We start from the raw sequence: 17517 nt of genomic DNA on the forward strand, positions 1-17517 counted from the left end.
TTGTGCATACGGTGTATGTAAATCAGATGTTTAGACACCTCTAATTTACTAAATACCAATAATATGCGCAACTTTTTCTTCATAAAAGTTTTATGCCTTTAATTCCACCAACGGGTTTATATATAATATGCGTTCCCCGCAATGGTCAACCACTGCCTTGGCGGCCTCCGCCATAGATTCCAGGAAGTCGTCCTGCTCCGGCAGATTGTCCCACATGGTATTGGGGTCTTTGGTCTTTCCTGCCGAATGAATCCATGCCTTGCCATTGGCCGAAGCTATGCCGATGGAAATGTTCTTAATTGCTCCGCCGAATCCACCCATGGCATGACCCTTGAAGTGGGAAAGCACTACGGTGAAATCATAATTCAAGAAATGAGAGCCTACATAATCCTCGGTAAGATGCTTACCACCTTTCACCGGCAAGGCCGATTCTCCTTCGGCGTCCATGATATCTACCGGAGCAATGGCGGTAAATCCATGGTCTTCGGCGGCCTTCCGGCTATCTTCTGTTTTGGCACGTTTACCGGCATAAGCCGTATTACACTCCACAATCGTACCGCTTACCTCCTGCACCAGGTCTTTGATAAGGGCCGGTTGCAGGAAATTATGCCCGCCCGGCTCGCCGGTAGAGAGTTTTACGGCTACTTTGCCCGTGGCTTCGCGCCCCAATGCCTTGTAAATCTTCACCAGATTGCCGGCATTAATCTCCTTGAACATGTAAACTTTAGGCAGTGTCTTTCCCCCGCCTACTTCCGGCTGCGAAGTATTTTGTGCACAAGCAACACCGCTTACTGCTGCCAGCGCCAAGAGCGAACAGCAGCACATACGAAAGTAAATTCCTATTTTCTTCATTTTACAAAACATAAATAAAGTATTATTGAGAAGCTGTTTTGAATTTCTCCAAAAAGTTTTTCTTGGCTTGATGTATCCGTTTTCGTGTGTGCTTTGGGCGATTTTTTGGCCCTTTCCGCTTCTGTTCTTCGTCAGATAGCCCGCTATCTTCCTCATCACAGAAACGAAAATGCCTCAAAAACTCATCCCAAATCATCGCACGATAAATTCAAAACAGCTTCTGAATCGGATGTAAAAGTAGCACATTTTATGGAAACGGGCCTGATACATATTACTGATTATATTACCCATATTACGGACTAAGAGCCTATTCCTCCGGGAATGCCATTTTAGCACAAAAGCAGACAAATTGACCATCAGGCAATCCTCCCGCTACATTTTGTCAGCAGATTGTCAGGAAGAAAGTTTAAAACAAGGAGACATACGCTTAAAATTGTTTTCATACATTTAAAAATCGGGCAATCCGGTAACACTTTGGCACTTGGCACAGCTTTTGCAAGTAAGAGGGCGAAGCGCGAAGCCGAAAGGCGAAGGGCTTCAGAGATAAATTAGTAACAAACAATTAAATATAGGAGATTACAACTATGATGCCTTCAAGAAGAAATTACAATCAGAACTGGTTACCGAGTATCTTTAATGATTTCTTTGATAACGACTGGATGGTAAAAGCCAACGCAACGGCACCCGCCATCAACGTCATTGAGAGCGACAAGGACTACAAAGTAGAAGTAGCCGCTCCGGGCATGACAAAGGAAGACTTCAACATCCATTTGAGTGAAGACAACGAATTGGTCATCACCATGGAGAAGAAGAACGAAACCAAAGAAGAGGACAAGGAAAACAAGAAGTACTTGCGCCGCGAGTTCTCTTACACGAAGTTCCAACAGAGCCTGATTCTGCCGGACGATGTGGAGAAGGAAAACATCAGCGCCAACGTCACAGACGGTGTGCTGACCATTGAACTTCCGAAACGCACACCGGAAGAAAAGGCGAAAGTAAACCGTGTCATTGAGATTCATTGATAACGGCTGACCTCAGCTAAAAGCAACATCCCCCTTTCTGCTTTTCGGTAGAAAGGGGGATGTTTTTTTATGTCTTACAGGCTGCCCAGCCTCCGCACCAGCGAGTCGCAAAGAACGGTAAACTGCGCCCGGTTCTGCGCACTGATGGGTTTCTTGGGTTGCGACTTGATGGTAAGGGGATTGATAGGTTTACCATGTTCGTGCACACGGAAGTCAAGATGCGGACCGGTGGAAAGCCCCGTAGAGCCCACGTAGCCAATGATTTGTTTCTGTTTCACCTCCGACCCCACGCTGATGCCTTTGGCGAAGCGCGAAAGGTGCATGTAGGTGGTGACATAGACACTATTGTGACGGATTTTGATGTAATTGCCGCCCCCATTGCGCTGGTAGGCTTTGGCTATGACCTTCCCGTTGCCCACGGCATAGACGGGCGTCCCTGCCGGTGCGGCATAATCCACGCCGTGATGAGCGCGATAACGCTTCAGCACCGGATGGAAGCGGGCATTGGAGAATCGCGACGAAATGCGGTAGAAGTCGAGCGGTGCTTTTAGGAACGCCCCTTCCAGGCTGTTGCCCTTCTCGTTGTAATACAACTCTTCGCCATCCTGCACAAAGGGAATGGCATAATACGTGCTGTCCATGTGGTGGAAAGCGGCGGCACGCACCCGGAAGTTATCAAGGCTCTGACCGTTCACATACTCCTGTTCGTAGATGACGCGGAATTCATCGTCTTTCTTCAAATCGAAGAAGTCGATAGACCAACCGTAGATATTGGAAAGCACCATGGCCAGCAGAGGAGAAGTGTCACGGTTCTGCATAGCTACCCAGAGAGACGACTCCACACGGCCTTTCACCTCCTTTTCCCGCCATTCCGAAGGATTCTCGCCACGGCGCACGGCGCAGTCGCCCCGCAAGTCGAACACAACATACGACTTCGGCGTTTCCTCATAGACAAAGAAAACGGTTTGCGGCACACTGTCGCGGGTGGTAAAAACGGCGTATGCCTGTCCAGCCCGAATCTTGCGCACATCAAACACGCCCTCTGCCTTCTCGTTGACTTGATGCACCGTGTTGTGCGACAGACCGTGGTCGGAAAGAATATAAGAAAGGTTCTGTCCTTGCTTCACAATGCCGTAATCCACCTCATAATCATCGGTAGGAATGCCGTATTTATAGACTATCTCCTTTACCTCCACCGAATCGGTCACCTGCACCTCGTCCAGCACGTCATTGGCTGTCCGTTTGGGCAAAAAAATCAACATCAAAGCCGAAAGCGCCAGCAAAGCGCCCACGGTTATCGAATATTTCTTCCGAATTCTCATTTTATTTATCCTTTTATATCCTATTATCAATCAAACATTTATGTGCAAGTCTTTTTTCATTTGCCTGATATATACATGAAGCAGACACGGTATATATAAGAAGCAGACACGGTATATATAAGAAGCAGACACCTTATATACAAGAAGCAAGTCCGGACTATACAAGCACCCCTCTCCACACAGACAGAGCCTTTACACTGACCGCTTCACATTGTCCGCAAAAATAAAGAAAAGATTGAAAAGAATATAACAGAACCTGCATTATTTTGCAGTCTGCCGGTTTATTGGTAATATTGCAACCATTATGCTATTCATTCTCATTGCACTCATCCTCTACTTTGCCGCCAACGGCTGGGTATATTACCACGGACACATCGCCTTGCAAGGCTTTCCGCTGTCTGTGCGTATCGGTTTCGGCATCGTGTTCTGGGCCGTGGCCCTTTCGTTCATTTTATTGATGTACCTGCGCGGACGGCATCTCACACCGCTGGCAGGGCACTGGTTTTACCAACTCAGCACGGGCTGGCTCGTGGCGCTGCTCTATCTGACCCTGCTGCTTGCCATAGGCCACCTCCCCCGCCTGATGGGCGTACATATCCCCCATCTGTTTGCCGCCTGCACGGTGCTGACGGCACTGCTGCTCATCTACGGGCATTGGCACTACCGACATCCCGACATACGGACATTGCACGTAGACATTGGCAAAGTGGCAGAAGGCAGGAAGTCGCTGCGCGCCGTAGCCATAAGCGATGTGCATTTGGGCTACGGCAACAACCGCCGCATACTGGAAAAATACGTAAAGATGATTAACGAGGCCCGCCCGGACGTGGTGCTCATTGCAGGCGACCTGATAGACATGTCGGTAACTCCGCTGTGGAGAGAGCGGATGCAGGACGTGCTGCGGCAAATCAATGCTCCGCAAGGCATTTACATGGTGCCGGGCAACCACGAGTTTGTCAGCGGCATCCGCGAAAGTGAGGCTTTCATAGCCCGCACGCCCATCTGCCTCCTGCGCGACAGCATAGCGACGCTGCCGGGCGGCATACAGATTGTGGGACGTGACGACCGCAGCAACCGCCGACGGATGTCGTCCGCCCAACTGCTCGCACAGGCCAATCCCGACAGCCCCATCCTGGTGCTGGACCACCAGCCCTACGACGAAGAACTGGAGCAGACTGCTGCCGCCGGTGCCGATTTCGAACTATGCGGACACACGCACAACGGACAAGTGTGGCCGCTGAGCCTCGTCACCAATGCCATCTACCGCCAACCTTACGGCTACGGGCGATGGGGACAGATGCAAGCCTACGTTTCGTCGGGCCTGGGATTGTGGGGGCCGCCTTTCCGCATCGGCACCCGCAGTGAAATGGTGATTATTGACTTTTCTTTCCGATAAGCATCTGCAAGTCTTCGCCCGATGGCAATTGAAACACGCGCAGCCCGAAACGGGGCACCACGGCCAGCACATAGTCGAAGACATCAGACTGCACCCCTTCGTAGGGCACCCAATCTTTGATGCGCGAGAAGAAATACAACTCCAAGGGAATGCCGTATTCCGTAGGCTGGAGCTGGCGCACCATGCAATGCAGGTCGGTATTCACCACAGGACGGTTGCGCAGCCAGGCTACCAAATAGGCACGGAACACGCCCAAATTGGTCAGCGGGTCTTCGTGTTCCTGCGACATATACTCTTTCAGCAGGTCTATTTTCCGGTATTCCTCCAACATCTCCGGCGTGCAGAAACAAACGCTGTTCATATCAATATTGATACTGCGCTTCACACGGCGGCCACCGCTCTCGCGCATGGCATTCCAGTTCTCGAACATTTCGCTCACCAGCATGTAGGGCGGCAAGGTAGCTACGGTGTTATCCCAGTTACGCACCTTGACAGTGGTAAGCGATACTTCGGTCACCGTTCCGTCCACCCCATATTTGGGCATCTTAATCCAGTCGCCCACCTTCAGCATATTGTTGGCCGACAGTTGCACACCGCTGACAAAGCCCATGATGGTATCTTTGAACACCAGCATCAGCACCGCCGACATGGCACCCAGTCCACCCAGCAGGCTCAGCACCTCCTGTCCCGTCAACTGGCCGATGATGACAATGATGCCCACCAGCCAGAGCGCCACCTGCACCGTCTGCACCATGCCTTTGAGCGGACGATTGCGGTAACGGCCCGTGGCGCTGTAGACGGAGTAGACCGCTCCCATGAAAGCATGGGCAAAAAACAGCAGCGAAAGGATAATGAGCACCATGCAGATGCGTTGGATGATGTCCACCGTGGCAGCATTGGTATCGGCAAATGCCACGGGGATGAACAGATAGATGATGAGCGGCACCACGATGTGACTGAGGCGCACCATCACTTTGTGGTCGAACACCACGTCGTCCCACGTAGCCTTGGTTTTCTTCACTAATTGTGCCACGGCTTTCAGCACCACGCGGCGACACACCTGGTCGGCTGCCAAGGCAATGAGCACCAGCACGGTGAAGGCTATAAAATGGTCCAACGCGTCAGCTGTGCCGGGAGCCATGCCCCAGGAGACGAGCAGATTTTTAATGCTATTCAGTATTTCCATAAGTCCGGTTGTTATTTGATGTATCATTCAATGGGGGTGTCTTGCCTTCTCCTTCTTCCGTCAGGAAACGGCGGATGTCTTCACGCACCCACTGGTAAAGGTAGAGGTCGCGGTAGTTGCTGTTCTTGCGAAGCATCAGCTGCACGTTGGTCTGGCTGTTTTCGTAGCCCGTCAGTTCGTTGCGGAATTGCTCGCTGTGCTCGGCCAGCCGCTTGATTTCCTGCTCACGCTCCCGGCGCAATTGGGTGCAGATGGGAGTGAGCAGACGCAGCACTACCCCATCCATGATGTGATGCCCCTGCATATATAAATAGGTAGTGTCGGGGGTCAGACCCAAATCCTCCAGTTCCCTGCCCAGTGCCTTCACCTGAGGAACCAGTTGCGGATACAGTTCGCGTAATTCAGCCAACTTGGCATTCACCGTGTCACGCATCTCATCCAGGCAGCGGTAAGGCTGTTTCAGACTCACCTCTTCCAGGCGGGTACAGGCATTCAGTTCGTACATAGGAAAGGTTTCCGTGTCACGGCACCGGTAAAACCACACATTCCACAAGAAAAGCGGATAGGCAATCCGGGAATAACGGCGCATAAAGTCGGGTAAGTCCAGCACCGGACGGTCATTCAGTGTGGCCATCACACAGACTTCGTGAAGGCTCTCGGCATAGCACTGGAAGTTTTCGATGGCATAGCCGTAAGTCTGGAAGATGTAGGGATTGCGGTTGATTTTGCGCGAAGTACGCGTAGCGCCCTGCAGCAGGAAGTCGTAGTCGCTGTCCACGCAGGCAATGAGGCTGTGCCCCAGTTCGTCGGTATTCAGCGTGTTCATCAACACCATCTTCTTTCCTTTGGCCAAGGTCGTGGATGAGGGCAGCATCACCTGGAAGTAGCGCGTGTCGTCCTCGAACTCACTGAGCAGTGTGCGCCAGAACGCCACATCATCGTAGCTCTCCACGTAGGCCACGATGCGGCGGCGACGTTGGCGCGGTGCCAGTTTGCGGGCAGCGTCCAAGTAAGCCGATGTCAGGTTATGGCGTAAAGTAGTAGGCATATAAACGTGAGGTTTGTCAGTCTTTCCGCAAAAATAGCGCATTTGCGGCAGACGTGCAACGGGTGGAAAAGAAAATCCGACGCCAAGGGTTGTTTTCCTCCCCCAAAAGAAATAGCTTTGCAACAAATTCACCCTTTAAACCATTTATCCATGAACGCCTTGTTTTTCACCCTACTGGCCGCTTGCGCACTGGCAAGCTGTAGCCCTTCCAAGAAAAATGTTCCGCAGGAAAACAGCGAAGATCTTGTTGCTATCCAACCTGCCACCCCGCAAGTGCCGACCTCTCTTGTAACCGTAGATCTCTTGAAAGACTATCCCAAGAAAGACATCTGCCTGCAAGACATTGCCGACGTGAGCTACATCGTCTTGGAAACGACCGACCAGTCCCTACTGCATCCTTCGGAGATGATGATGTATTATGTGTCCGACAGCCTCATCGTGGCCCGGACCCTGGAAGACAGAATCGTTCTCCTGGATGGAAAAGGAAAAGTGAAAAACACCTTTCTGCACAAAGGCGGAGGTGGAGAGGAATACCAAGCTGTCAACAAACTGGTCGCGGACGTAGAACGGCAAGAGATTTATATTTCTGATTACGGCCTGCTGAACCGCATCCAGGTGTACGACTTCGAAGGCAAATACAAACGCACCCTTCCCTTGCCCAGACAGACAGGGGTGTCTTGCTTTCAGAACTTCTCCAGCGATTGCCTGCTGGTGGGCGATGACAACATATCCTACGAAACGGGCATTTCCAAACGCAAACGACCTTACTTCCTGCTGTCCAAAGAAACAGGCAAGGTTGTGGAAGAACTGCCCATTTCATTCCATAAACGGGTGGCATCCCGCGCCATCCTGCCCAGCGCCGACAGGCTAAGTGCCCAGGTCATGCAACTGGCTTACAATCCTGTTATCCGCTATTACGACGGCTGGATTATAGGAGATATTTCCATGGACACCATCTGCACCTACTCGCCACAAGGCAAACTGTCGCCTTTATTGTGCCGCACGCCCTCCGTCTACAACAAAGAAACACCCATCATTGCCTTTCCTTCTCTAATGACATCCGGTTTTCTCATCCTCGAATACTTCCAGTTGAAATTTGACTTCTCCAAGCCCGTACAAGGATTCAAGACCAACGAACTAGTGTACAACTATTCCAAAGGGGAAGTCTATGGACTCAACCAACTCACCAACCGCGACTTCCCCGGACAAAGCATCGGTTTCAACAGTGCCGGACACATTGACAGCCCGTGGCGGAATGCCATGTTCAACCTCATTCCCACCGAAAGACTGTTGGATGCCCGGGAAGAAGGAAAACTCAGCGGTCCGCTGAAAGATATAGCGGCACAGATGACGGAAGAGGACAATCCGGTGCTGATGGTTACCCGCTTCAAAGATAGTCCTTCTCGCTGACACAGGTCTCAAGCCGTCACATCCGTGGCTATGTCGCTCACCTCAGTGACAGCATCCATCCAGCCCTCCATGATGACAGCGGGTGAGTGGGTGGTGAGAATGAGTTGCAAGTTGGGATTCAATTCGCGGATCATGCCGATAAGCTTCTGCTGCCAGTCCACATGGAGCGAAGCTTCGGGTTCGTCCATGAAGAGGACACAGTGGCTGCCATCACGCACCAGCACCGTCAGCAGAATGACCAGCATCTGTTTCTCACCCGACGAAAGTTTGTAGGGAGAAAGGCGTTCGTCGCCTTGCAGGAAAACGATGTCATTGCTTTTGCGGTCTATCTTCTTGCCCGTATAGGCAAAGAGACCGTCTATCAGGTTCTGGAACTTGCGTTTCGGCTCGGAAAGTGCGGGAGCTTGGGCACGTTGTTCGTCCGTACCACTCAGGAGTTCAATCATCTTGTTGCCCACGTTCACCTGGTAGTCTAAATAACGGCGTTGCAGCAGGTAAAGCTGCCAGTCCAGTTCCGACTTCACCTCTGGGTCAGCCATACGGGCGGTGAAATCACCCATCACCAGGGGGCGATCGTAACTGCGAATAACGTCGTAGGGGATGAAGGTAGCATCGGGACGGTCGAAGAAGACACGTACGCCGTTCTTCTCCTCGCTCTTCACCTCGCCCGTGGTCTGCTCCAGGTAATTGACAGAACGGTTCAAGATGGTGGTCTTTCCCACGCCATTGATGCCTGCCAGGATGTTGACGTCAGGGCGGAGATCCCAGGCGATGTCATAGCGGTGCCACAAATTGTATATCTCGATGCGCTTGATGTAGTTGGCCGGTATTTCCATAGTCATTATTTTTTCAATTCTTCATAGTAAGTGTCCAGCAATTGTTTGGCGGCGGTGAACGAAGTCAGGTCGCCTTGCAGCACACGGTTTTCTTTCTCTCCCAGCAGGGCTTCGATGCGCGGATTGTGGTAGAAGCTATCGCGCAAGTGCTCGTTGATTGTCTCGTACATCCAATATTTGCTCTGCTCATTGCGGCGGTAATTAAAATAGCCGTTGGCTTTCACAAAGTCGATGTACTGGTATATCATATCCCAAATTTCCTTCACGCCTATGTTGTAGAAGCCCGAATAGGTCATCACCTGTGGAGTCCATCCGCTTTCGGGCGTAGGAAAGAGATGCAGCGCGTTGCGGAACTGGTTGGCTGCCAGTTTGGCGCGTTCCAGATTATCACCGTCGGCCTTGTTGATGACAATACCGTCGGCCATCTCCATGATACCACGTTTGATGCCTTGCAGCTCATCGCCTGTGCCAGCCAACTGGATGAGCAGGAAGAAATCGACCATGCTGTGCACAGCCGTCTCGCTCTGTCCCACACCGACGGTCTCCACAAATATCTTGTCGAACCCTGCCGCCTCACAAAGCACGATGGTTTCCCTTGTTTTGCGGGCCACTCCGCCAAGGGAACCTGCCGAAGGACTGGGGCGGATGAATGACTTGGGATGCACGGCTAACTTCTCCATACGTGTCTTGTCACCCAGTATACTGCCCTTGCTCCGTTCGCTGCTGGGGTCGATAGCCAACACGGCCAGCTTGCCTCCGTACTGCTCCAACACGTGCAGCCCAAACACATCAATGCTGGTGCTCTTGCCCGCTCCCGGCACCCCACTGATACCCACGCGGATGGAAGCGCCCGAATAGGGCAAGCACTTCTCTATCACTTCCTGGGCAATGGCCTGATGCTCCACCAAGACACTTTCCACCAAGGTTACCGCCTGACTGAGCACCGTGACATCACCTTTCACGATACCTTCCACATACTCTGCCACAGAAAGCTGGCGTTTCCGGTGCCGCCGCTTCAGGTAAGGATTGACGGACGAAGGTTGCTCTATGCCTGCATTGACCACCAGGCCTTTGTAAGCGTCGTTGTTTTCGGGATGCTCCATGGAAATTAAGAATTGAGAATTGAGAATTAAAAAAATAAGAATGAAAGATAGATGCACTATGGCTGCTTGTCGGGACGCCGTACAGCGGTGATATTTATCTCCACCTTAGGCTGCGAAGGATCGTTGGTAATCATCAGCACACGCAGGTGACGGCGGTGCCTTCCGATGCCCCGCTTGATGACGGTGACACGCAGACGGGTGCTTTCGCCCGGCTGCAACAAGGTCTTCTTCAAGCGGACGCCCACGGCGGGGTGGAACACCTGCAACTGACTGATGTGCAAAGCCGATTTCCCGGTATTAGTCACCATAATATCAGCCTTGGCCTTACGCTTGTGAGCCAATATCTCGCTCAAATCCAGTTTGTCGGCCGAAAGCCGGATAGACGGTGCATGGTCTATCTCTTCCTGCGTCAGCCCGGAAAAATCGGGCAACAACACAGCGGACACAGGCAGTTCGTTTTCTTCGTCCACCTTATCGCCCGTGAAACGGGACAAGTAGACCGAAGTCTGCGTCAATCCCAAGTCTATCAGCTTCTCGGTATCAAGCGTCAGGGTAATAATGCCTTTCTCACCGGGCTGCAGCACGGCAGGCTCTACCTCGGCCTGCAAGTAAGGAGGCAGGTGCATCAACACCGGTTCATAAGCCTGCGAAGACTGGTTGGCTACCCCCACGTGCAACACCGGATGCTCTCCCCGATGTACCTCCGGAAATTCAATGGCATCGCAATCCAGCCGGATGTCTCCGATGCGGTAAGGATGCGTCTGCGTAAAGTCCTTGATTTCGCGCACGACCTCTCCTCCGAAATAAAGATACACCAGGTTAGGTTCGGCATTGGTAAAGACAGCCACCGATTTCTGGAAATGCCCCAATGCCTCGGCGTCAAACGTCACGCTCACCGTCCCCTTCTTGCCCGGTGCAATAGGCGTCTGAGTCCAGTTGGCCACGGAACAAGCACAATCAGGCTCCACGTTACTCAGCACCAACGGTTTGTCGCCCGTATTGGTAATGGTATATTCTGCCGTCACCGGATGCTTCCATTCTATTTGTCCGAAGTCGTGCATCTCCGTATTCGACGTAAAACGGGCTTGGGCAACGGCTGAACCAACCGTCCCCCACATTATAATATATAGTAGAATCAGGAATCTCTTCATCGCAACATTCATATTGGTTGCACAAAAGTAAATGTTTTGCGTGAAGAGAAAAAACTTTTTTAGAAACATTTTTGGACGGGGAGTTCACGGAGGAAGGAATAATGGAACACAGAGACACAGAGTCACAGAGTTTTATTGCTGAGGGGAGAGGGAGCGCACGGAGAACAAGCCGGCTCTGTGTACTTTGCCTTTCCTCTACGTATTGCTCCGTGTCTCTGTGACTCTGTGTTCTACAAAATACAAGGGCACGGAGTCTTATGGTCTGAAGAGGGGAAGGGGAAAATAAAACAAGGGGACTCCCTTGGAAGTCGGTGAGGTATGAAAAAAGTCCTTCTTCCAGGTCAATCCCCTTGTCCGGAGAGATTCATTGAGATGATGCTTTTTGTAACAAAAAGCGGACTTAATCGGCAATCATGATTACCACACGATTCCAGTCGTTTTCTGCAAACGGCTGTTCGTCACCCTCCATACTGCTGACAGTCAACCGTTCCGGCTGAATGCCGTACTTGTTGACCAGACAGTCGCGGACGGCTTCTGCACGCTGACGCGCCAGACGGTGGTTAATCTCTGGTGTACCCGTTCCCTTGTCGGCATAACCCGTAACGGATGCTTTCGAGTCGGGATGTTCTTTCAGATAATTGGCAATGGCCTGCACATTCATCTCCTGGCTGTCTGTAATGACAGTCCGTCCGATGGCAAAAGTAACATGGGAACGTATGCCCTGCACTACTTGTGCAGGCGGGCAGTCCGGTTCTATCAGTACCGTATCTACCTTAGCAGCTGTCTCGCGCACAGCCTGCTCACGTTCCATATTAATCATCTCGTTCATTTCTTCTTCCGTGTAAACCACCTCAGGATATTCCACACTGGTGCAATTAGCACACCTGAAACCGGTGCCGAATTTGTAGGTCAAACCCACACTCAGGTCGAAATACGTGTCGATGCCATGGTCATCGCGCCCGTTCCAACGGTCCGATACTCCATTGGCCATTAACTCCACGTTGAAATCCATGGCTTCATTCAGGCGCAGGCTACCCTGCAGGCCCAAACGTCCCATGAAACTGCTGGCATGGCTGAACGAGCGGTTGAAACCGATACCCGCCAGCACGCTGACATCAAACGGACGTTCGTGATAGCGGCGGATAAGCTGGCTCAGGTTCATCATGCCGTCTACAGTAACGGAACCGAAATAGAATCCCGAAGCCAAATCCTTGTAACCTGTTCCGGCACGTCCGGCCCAGCCGCTGAATGCAAGGCGGGCACCCCACACGTGAGTGAAATATTTACCTACAGCCACAGAACCGCCCGGACTCAGCAACTTGCCGAAGGGCACATCGCCGGTGCTGTATGTCATGCCTATCTGTCCCTGAATGAACCAGGGATTTTCTTCAGGCTCTTTCTCCTGAGCGCTTGCCGCCAGGCTCATGGCCCCCAAGGCGATGCAAGCAAAAAATGTCTTTCTGTTCATGGCAAACATCAGATTAGATTTCCTGCGCGTTGGGCAACTCTGCCTCCACCTGCCTGCGGTCGGCAGGAAGCAGGTGAATGCCGTAGTCGTGCAAAATCCAGCTGCTCAAAGCGTTGTCTTTGTTGGACAGAATCTGAAGCTTGTAGAACTCAGAAAAGACCTCCTTGACTTCGCGTTCAGAGATGCCCTCACGTGCCATGACTGCATCTGCGCAAGCCTGCAAGTCGTCCAGAAACTGCTGGACGCGACTGTTGAGAGGCGTACCCCAGACACGGACATACTCACCGAGTTCCATACGGACTTCACCCGCTTCGACCATAAACGGCATGTTCAGTTCATCAGACGGTTTGCCGGGGTTTTCCAATTGCAGAAGGAGCGGATAAGCGCTCGCCACGCTGTCGGACACGCTGAATGTAAAACGACCGTCCTCTGTCAGCGGCATACTGTCCAGACGGTTACGGTCCACATCCACCAAGTAAGCCATTTCGAACCCCGACAAGGAGGTATGGCCGGACAAGACACAGCCTTTGCCTGCCCCCTGCCTGTTTCCGCCACATCCCCCCAGCAGCAAGACGGCAACTGCCGCGGCTACGGACAACAGATGTTTTCCCATCACAAATAAATTAAAGAGTTAGAAAGATAAAGGCGATCCGGCTACTTCTGTTAGCTGAATCGCCTTCTTATTGTCCCGGACGCACCACTATTTACGGAGCGTCTTCGTACGTCACATTTGTTCCTTAGAACCGGAAGCCCAGCTTCAACACCGGCATGTCAAAGAGCTTGATGTTGTGGTGGCTCACGTTGTACTTATCGAAGCCTTGCGGGGCTATCTGGATAATGTCGTAACGATAGGCCACCGGCTGCATCTCAAAGCCGAGAATCAAACCCGGTGTCAGGCTGTATTCAATACCGGCCACCAAGGCGCCTTTCAAGGCAAACATCTGGCCAACCTTGCCTGCGGCAAGATAGACAGCCTGGTCGATATAAGTATCTTCATCTCCATCCTCGGAAGCATCCGGGTCGTTGATGATTTTGCCGGTATAAGGTTCCGTAGTCTCAATGCGGGCCATTTGGAAGCCCACTGTGGCTCCAACATAAGGATTGATGCGTGCGTTGCGGGTCTTGAAGTAACGGTCTACACCTACGTTTGCATACCAATTGTTCGTGGCCTGCGCGTTGATGTATTTCTGGCTGGGGATGACCATGTCATCGATCTCGGTATCTCCTTCAATGAAATCCTTCTTCGGCGTGATGCTGATGTTGTAACCCAACGAGAAGTTGATGTCCCAACAATCCGTGAAGAAGTATTTCGCCTGGAGACCGATGATATTGACCAGACTATTACCGTTGAACCCACTGATATTCAGGAAGCTATCCAAATACCCGGAGTCATCATAGATGCCTTGTCCTGGTACTGAGATTTCACCACCTATTCCACCATTCGGAAGGCCAATGGCTCCTCCGAAGTTGTTGTATTTAGGAAGCAAGAATTGAATATTATCGTCATAGAACGAATTGCCTCCTCCCAACACCATCGAGATTTGCCATTGCCCTTTCTGAGGTCCAAACACTACACCATCCTTCTTGGAGTCGCCGCTGCCCGTCTGTGCCAATGCGGGTACGGCGAGCGCGGCCGCCAATAAGATTGTGCAAAGTTTCTTAATCATTGTGTCAAGTTAATGTGATAACTCAAATTATTCAGCAGGCTGTTCTTCTTCACCTGCGGGATCTTCGTTGCCGTCACCGGGCTGCTCTGCGTTGCCGCCTTCTTCTTCGTCAGCGATAGCTGCTAAAGCGGTGTTCAAGTCATCAAGAGCATCCTGATAGTCAGTCAAGCCTTGGTTGTAGTTGTAGTTGGCAACTTCCAATTTGTGCTGAGCACGAGTCAAGTCGTCATATTGACCATCTTGTGCCTTTTCCAATTCGACCTGTGCATCAGCCAGAAGCTGTTCAGTTTTCGAAACAGCTTTTTGACAACGTAACTCTTCCTTAGACAAAGCCAATTCAAAGCCTTCTGTGTCATCAAACTTCACATTTCCACCGAGCGTCAGGTTATTATTAACAGCTTGTACTAACGCATCCTTGATTGCAGTATATGCATCATAGGTATCTTTCCATTTAGCAACTTCCACCTTAAGATCAGTGATCTTAGCTTCCTCGGCAGCCATAGCAGCATCAGCTGTGAGCAATGCAGTTTCAGCATCAGTCAAAGCCTTTTCAGCAGTGCCAAATGCATCTGTATATGCCTTTTCGAAAGCAGCATTCAGAGTAGTCTTGGCTGTCGCTAAATTTGTTTTCAATGCGCCAAACTCAGTTTCAAGTGCCGTGGTAATCAGCTTATTTTCTTCAGCTTCAGCAATGATAAGTTCCATCTTCTGGATAGTCTGGAACAGCATAGCAACCGTCCAGCCGCTTGTTACCTCATCACCATTCTCATCAACAGTTACAGGATATTCTCCTTCTTCCACATTCACCTTACCAAGAACTTTATCGGTCGTTTTATCGTAATAGCGATAAGACATCTCATCATAAGCAATACCATTCGTCCAAGTCAAAGTGCTGATACCATACACAGCAGTTTCAGCTTGATTCAAGACAGTATTTAGACCTGCAGAAATGCCTTTCGTCAGTTCGCCTTCTGCCAATGTAAAGATATTGGCTTCGTCTTTCTTTTGCTTCTTAACTTCTCTCTTAGCCTTTATATAGGTCTGGTATGCACCATCCTGAACAGCCTCAAGAGCGTTGGAAGCAGTAGGATAGTCACATACAATGCCTTCTACCTGAATGTTTGTAGGAGTAGAAAGAGACCCCATGGGCTTATCTTTGCTATAAATACCATACAGCTTTTGCTTGGCTTCCAGATAACTACCTGAATTTTGAGTTGTTTCCTGAGCTACCCATGCAGCATCCCAATTCTTCTTTACCTCAGCAATTTCATCCTCCAAAGATGCGATTTGTGCACGCCAGTCAGCAGTCAAGACATCTTCTTCCAAGAAATTCTGTACTTTCTCCAATGCTTTCTTTTCTGCATCAAGTCTAGCCTGCTCTTTGGCAACTTCATATTCCAACTGAGCAATGTATGATTTATTACCAGATAAATCTGTAATAATACCATGCGAGTGATTCAGCATAGCATTGTAAACAGCTTCCTGGGCCTGAATCATGATATTGTACAAAGCTTCGTCCTCAGAAACTTCATCATTCTCCCCTGTTCCCCATTTACCACCATACAAAGTGCAGTATGCTTTCTTAACTTGCTGTTCCAAATAAGATATAGAAACGCTTACTTCTTCGCTGCCAATTGCATCGGCAATCTCAAGGCGTTCCATCAGCAGTTCAATTTGACGTTTTGTATACTCCAGATTATACTGATTCTGAAGCATTTCCTGCTGATGCTGAATTGCAGAAATTTCCATTTGTTCCTGCAAGTACTGAATCTTCTCCTGATACATTACTTTTTCATATTCAGTCGCAGCCTCAGCCCGTTCAACTTCCAATCTCTTCAGTTCAGCTTCATATTCAGCCTGTGCCGCCCAAGCACGCATTCTTTGTGCCTCAGCCTGCTTATATTCGGCTTGTGCCTGCTTAACCAAGGCTTTAGCTTCTTCTACCGCAGCCTTTGCCTGCAGCAGCTGTGCTTTTGCGCCGCGCAGCTGTTCGATGCCTGCCGGCTCGTCATTGTCAACACATCCGGTGAAAACCGGCGCCGTACCCAGCAACATGCCGGCCACGGCCAGATAAGTCCACTTTTTTTTCATAATAAAACTTGTTAGTGAATAAAAGTTAGTAAATTAGTTAATTTAATGATTTATCAATCTCTCATAATCAATTCTATTTCAACTTCTCTCTTTCCCGTCTGTTCCTCCTCTCCACTAAATTTCCTCTGTCCCCGTCCTCAAGATGTCTGTCAAGGCATGATCCCTGTATTCTGTGGGCGTTGCATGTTCAAAACGCGTGAAAGCAGCATAGAACGTACTCCGCGAGATGAACCCGCACCGTGCCGGTAAATCCTCCATATTGCATTCCTCCTTTCTCAGCAACTGCTTGGCATATTCTACCCGATAACGGTTCAACAAAGTCTTCAAATTGCAGCCGAAAAAACGGTTGACCACCTTAGACAGATAGGTCGTATTGGTGAACAGCATCTGGCTCAGCTTTGCCAGATTGATGTTTTTATCCAGATACACCTGCCTCTTTTCGAACACAAACAGCACATTCTCATACAGCATCTTCATCTTCGGAGTCGGTTGCTTCACATCCGATTCCTCTATCCGCAGGTTACTTGCCTCTCCTTCGTCTCTCGTAATAGGTTTCGTACCGACTTTCATGCTCATGGTTCTTTTAGTTTGCGGACCGAACTGCCCAGGCAACATCGGCCCTATGTCTGTTTTTGCATTCATTCAGATGAATCAACTATCTTTCCTTATGCGCAGCAAATATAGGGATGAAATTTTAATCATATAGATAAAAAAGAAGAAAATCTTTAATTTGACCTATTTTATTTTAAGATTTAGGACTTTTTTTTAATTCCGCTACAAAAATGGAATAAAAAGCAACCTGAACGGATAAAAAAAACTAACGTTCCGCTCTTTTTCTCTAAAAAGAAAAATGAACAACTTGGAAGAAGAAGGAAGCAAAATGAGTGGCAGGTGTCAAATAATAAGATAGAAGAAAGTGGAAATGCCAGACAAGCCTGCACGATGTCTCACCTAAACAGCCATAT

14 protein-coding genes and 1 pseudogene are annotated in these 17517 nt (G+C 50.1%); 3 read left to right on the top strand and 12 right to left on the bottom strand.

The genetic code is table 11. From position 1 onward, the window contains the following. Positions 1–117: 117 nt before the first annotated feature. Positions 118–852, bottom strand: a pseudogene (locus tag B5F34_RS06060) (DUF362 domain-containing protein); the annotation flags it as partial. A 584-nt stretch (positions 853–1436) separates the two neighbouring features. Here B5F34_RS06060 and B5F34_RS06065 point away from each other — a divergent pair. After that, entirely contained in the window at positions 1437–1874 is a 438-nt protein-coding gene (locus B5F34_RS06065; protein WP_087336149.1) for an Hsp20/alpha crystallin family protein, read from the top strand. A 74-nt stretch (positions 1875–1948) separates the two neighbouring features. Here B5F34_RS06065 and B5F34_RS06070 read toward each other — a convergent pair whose 3' ends face one another. Then, entirely contained in the window at positions 1949–3196 is a 1248-nt protein-coding gene (locus B5F34_RS06070; RefSeq protein ID WP_087336151.1) for a peptidoglycan DD-metalloendopeptidase family protein, read from the bottom strand. A 304-nt stretch (positions 3197–3500) separates the two neighbouring features. On the opposite strand from B5F34_RS06070, the gene B5F34_RS06075 reads away from it, so the two are divergent. Next, positions 3501–4592: a metallophosphoesterase gene (locus B5F34_RS06075; RefSeq protein ID WP_087336153.1), complete on the top strand. Its 1092-nt coding sequence runs from the start codon at positions 3501–3503 to the stop codon at positions 4590–4592. Here B5F34_RS06075 and B5F34_RS06080 read toward each other — a convergent pair. Together B5F34_RS06080 and B5F34_RS06085 are read right to left on the bottom strand one after the other, a co-directional pair. Beyond that, a complete protein-coding gene (locus B5F34_RS06080) occupies positions 4570–5778 on the bottom strand; it encodes a mechanosensitive ion channel domain-containing protein (RefSeq protein ID WP_087336155.1) in 1209 nt (402 codons plus the stop codon). The genes B5F34_RS06075 and B5F34_RS06080 overlap by 23 nt on opposite strands. Beyond that, entirely contained in the window at positions 5762–6826 is a 1065-nt protein-coding gene (locus B5F34_RS06085) for a DUF4435 domain-containing protein (protein WP_087336157.1), read from the bottom strand. The genes B5F34_RS06080 and B5F34_RS06085 overlap by 17 nt, the downstream gene beginning before the upstream one ends. A 150-nt stretch (positions 6827–6976) precedes the next feature. On the opposite strand from B5F34_RS06085, the gene B5F34_RS06090 reads away from it, so the two are divergent. Further along, positions 6977–8236 carry a 6-bladed beta-propeller gene (locus tag B5F34_RS06090; RefSeq protein ID WP_087336159.1) on the top strand — a complete coding sequence of 420 codons (1260 nt, stop codon included), beginning with the start codon at positions 6977–6979 and terminating at the stop codon, positions 8234–8236. A gap of 8 nt (positions 8237–8244) precedes the next feature. Here B5F34_RS06090 and B5F34_RS06095 read toward each other — a convergent pair whose 3' ends face one another. The 8 genes from B5F34_RS06095 to B5F34_RS06130 all read right to left on the bottom strand — a co-directional run bounded on the left by B5F34_RS06095 (position 8245) and on the right by B5F34_RS06130 (position 17128). Continuing rightward, on the bottom strand, positions 8245–9072 hold the full coding sequence (locus tag B5F34_RS06095) for an AAA family ATPase (protein WP_087336338.1): 828 nt from the start codon (positions 9070–9072) through the stop codon (positions 8245–8247). A gap of 5 nt (positions 9073–9077) precedes the next feature. Continuing rightward, a complete protein-coding gene (meaB, locus tag B5F34_RS06100; protein ID WP_087336160.1) occupies positions 9078–10175 on the bottom strand; it encodes a methylmalonyl Co-A mutase-associated GTPase MeaB in 1098 nt (365 codons plus the stop codon). Positions 10176–10231: 56 nt separating this feature from the next. Continuing rightward, positions 10232–11326 (bottom strand): DUF1573 domain-containing protein, encoded by a 1095-nt coding sequence (locus B5F34_RS06105; protein ID WP_087336162.1) that lies wholly within the window; start codon positions 11324–11326, stop codon positions 10232–10234. Positions 11327–11726: 400 nt separating this feature from the next. Further along, positions 11727–12794 (bottom strand): OmpA family protein, encoded by a 1068-nt coding sequence (locus B5F34_RS06110; protein ID WP_087336340.1) that lies wholly within the window; start codon positions 12792–12794, stop codon positions 11727–11729. 13 nt (positions 12795–12807) lie between these two features. Next, positions 12808–13407: a DUF4369 domain-containing protein gene (locus tag B5F34_RS06115; RefSeq protein ID WP_140392967.1), complete on the bottom strand. Its 600-nt coding sequence runs from the start codon at positions 13405–13407 to the stop codon at positions 12808–12810. A 124-nt stretch (positions 13408–13531) separates the two neighbouring features. Further along, on the bottom strand, positions 13532–14461 hold the full coding sequence (locus B5F34_RS06120) for a BT1926 family outer membrane beta-barrel protein (protein ID WP_087336165.1): 930 nt from the start codon (positions 14459–14461) through the stop codon (positions 13532–13534). A 27-nt stretch (positions 14462–14488) separates the two neighbouring features. Beyond that, complete coding sequence (locus B5F34_RS06125) at positions 14489–16552, bottom strand: hypothetical protein (RefSeq protein WP_087336167.1); 2064 nt, start codon at positions 16550–16552, stop codon at positions 14489–14491. Between the two features lie 114 nt (positions 16553–16666). Further along, positions 16667–17128: an AraC family transcriptional regulator gene (locus tag B5F34_RS06130; protein WP_087336342.1), complete on the bottom strand. Its 462-nt coding sequence runs from the start codon at positions 17126–17128 to the stop codon at positions 16667–16669. Between the last annotated feature and the right edge of the window lie 389 nt (positions 17129–17517).

It is taken from the genome of Mediterranea sp. An20, assembly GCF_002160055.1.
GTDB lineage: Bacteria > Bacteroidota > Bacteroidia > Bacteroidales > Bacteroidaceae > Bacteroides > Bacteroides avicola.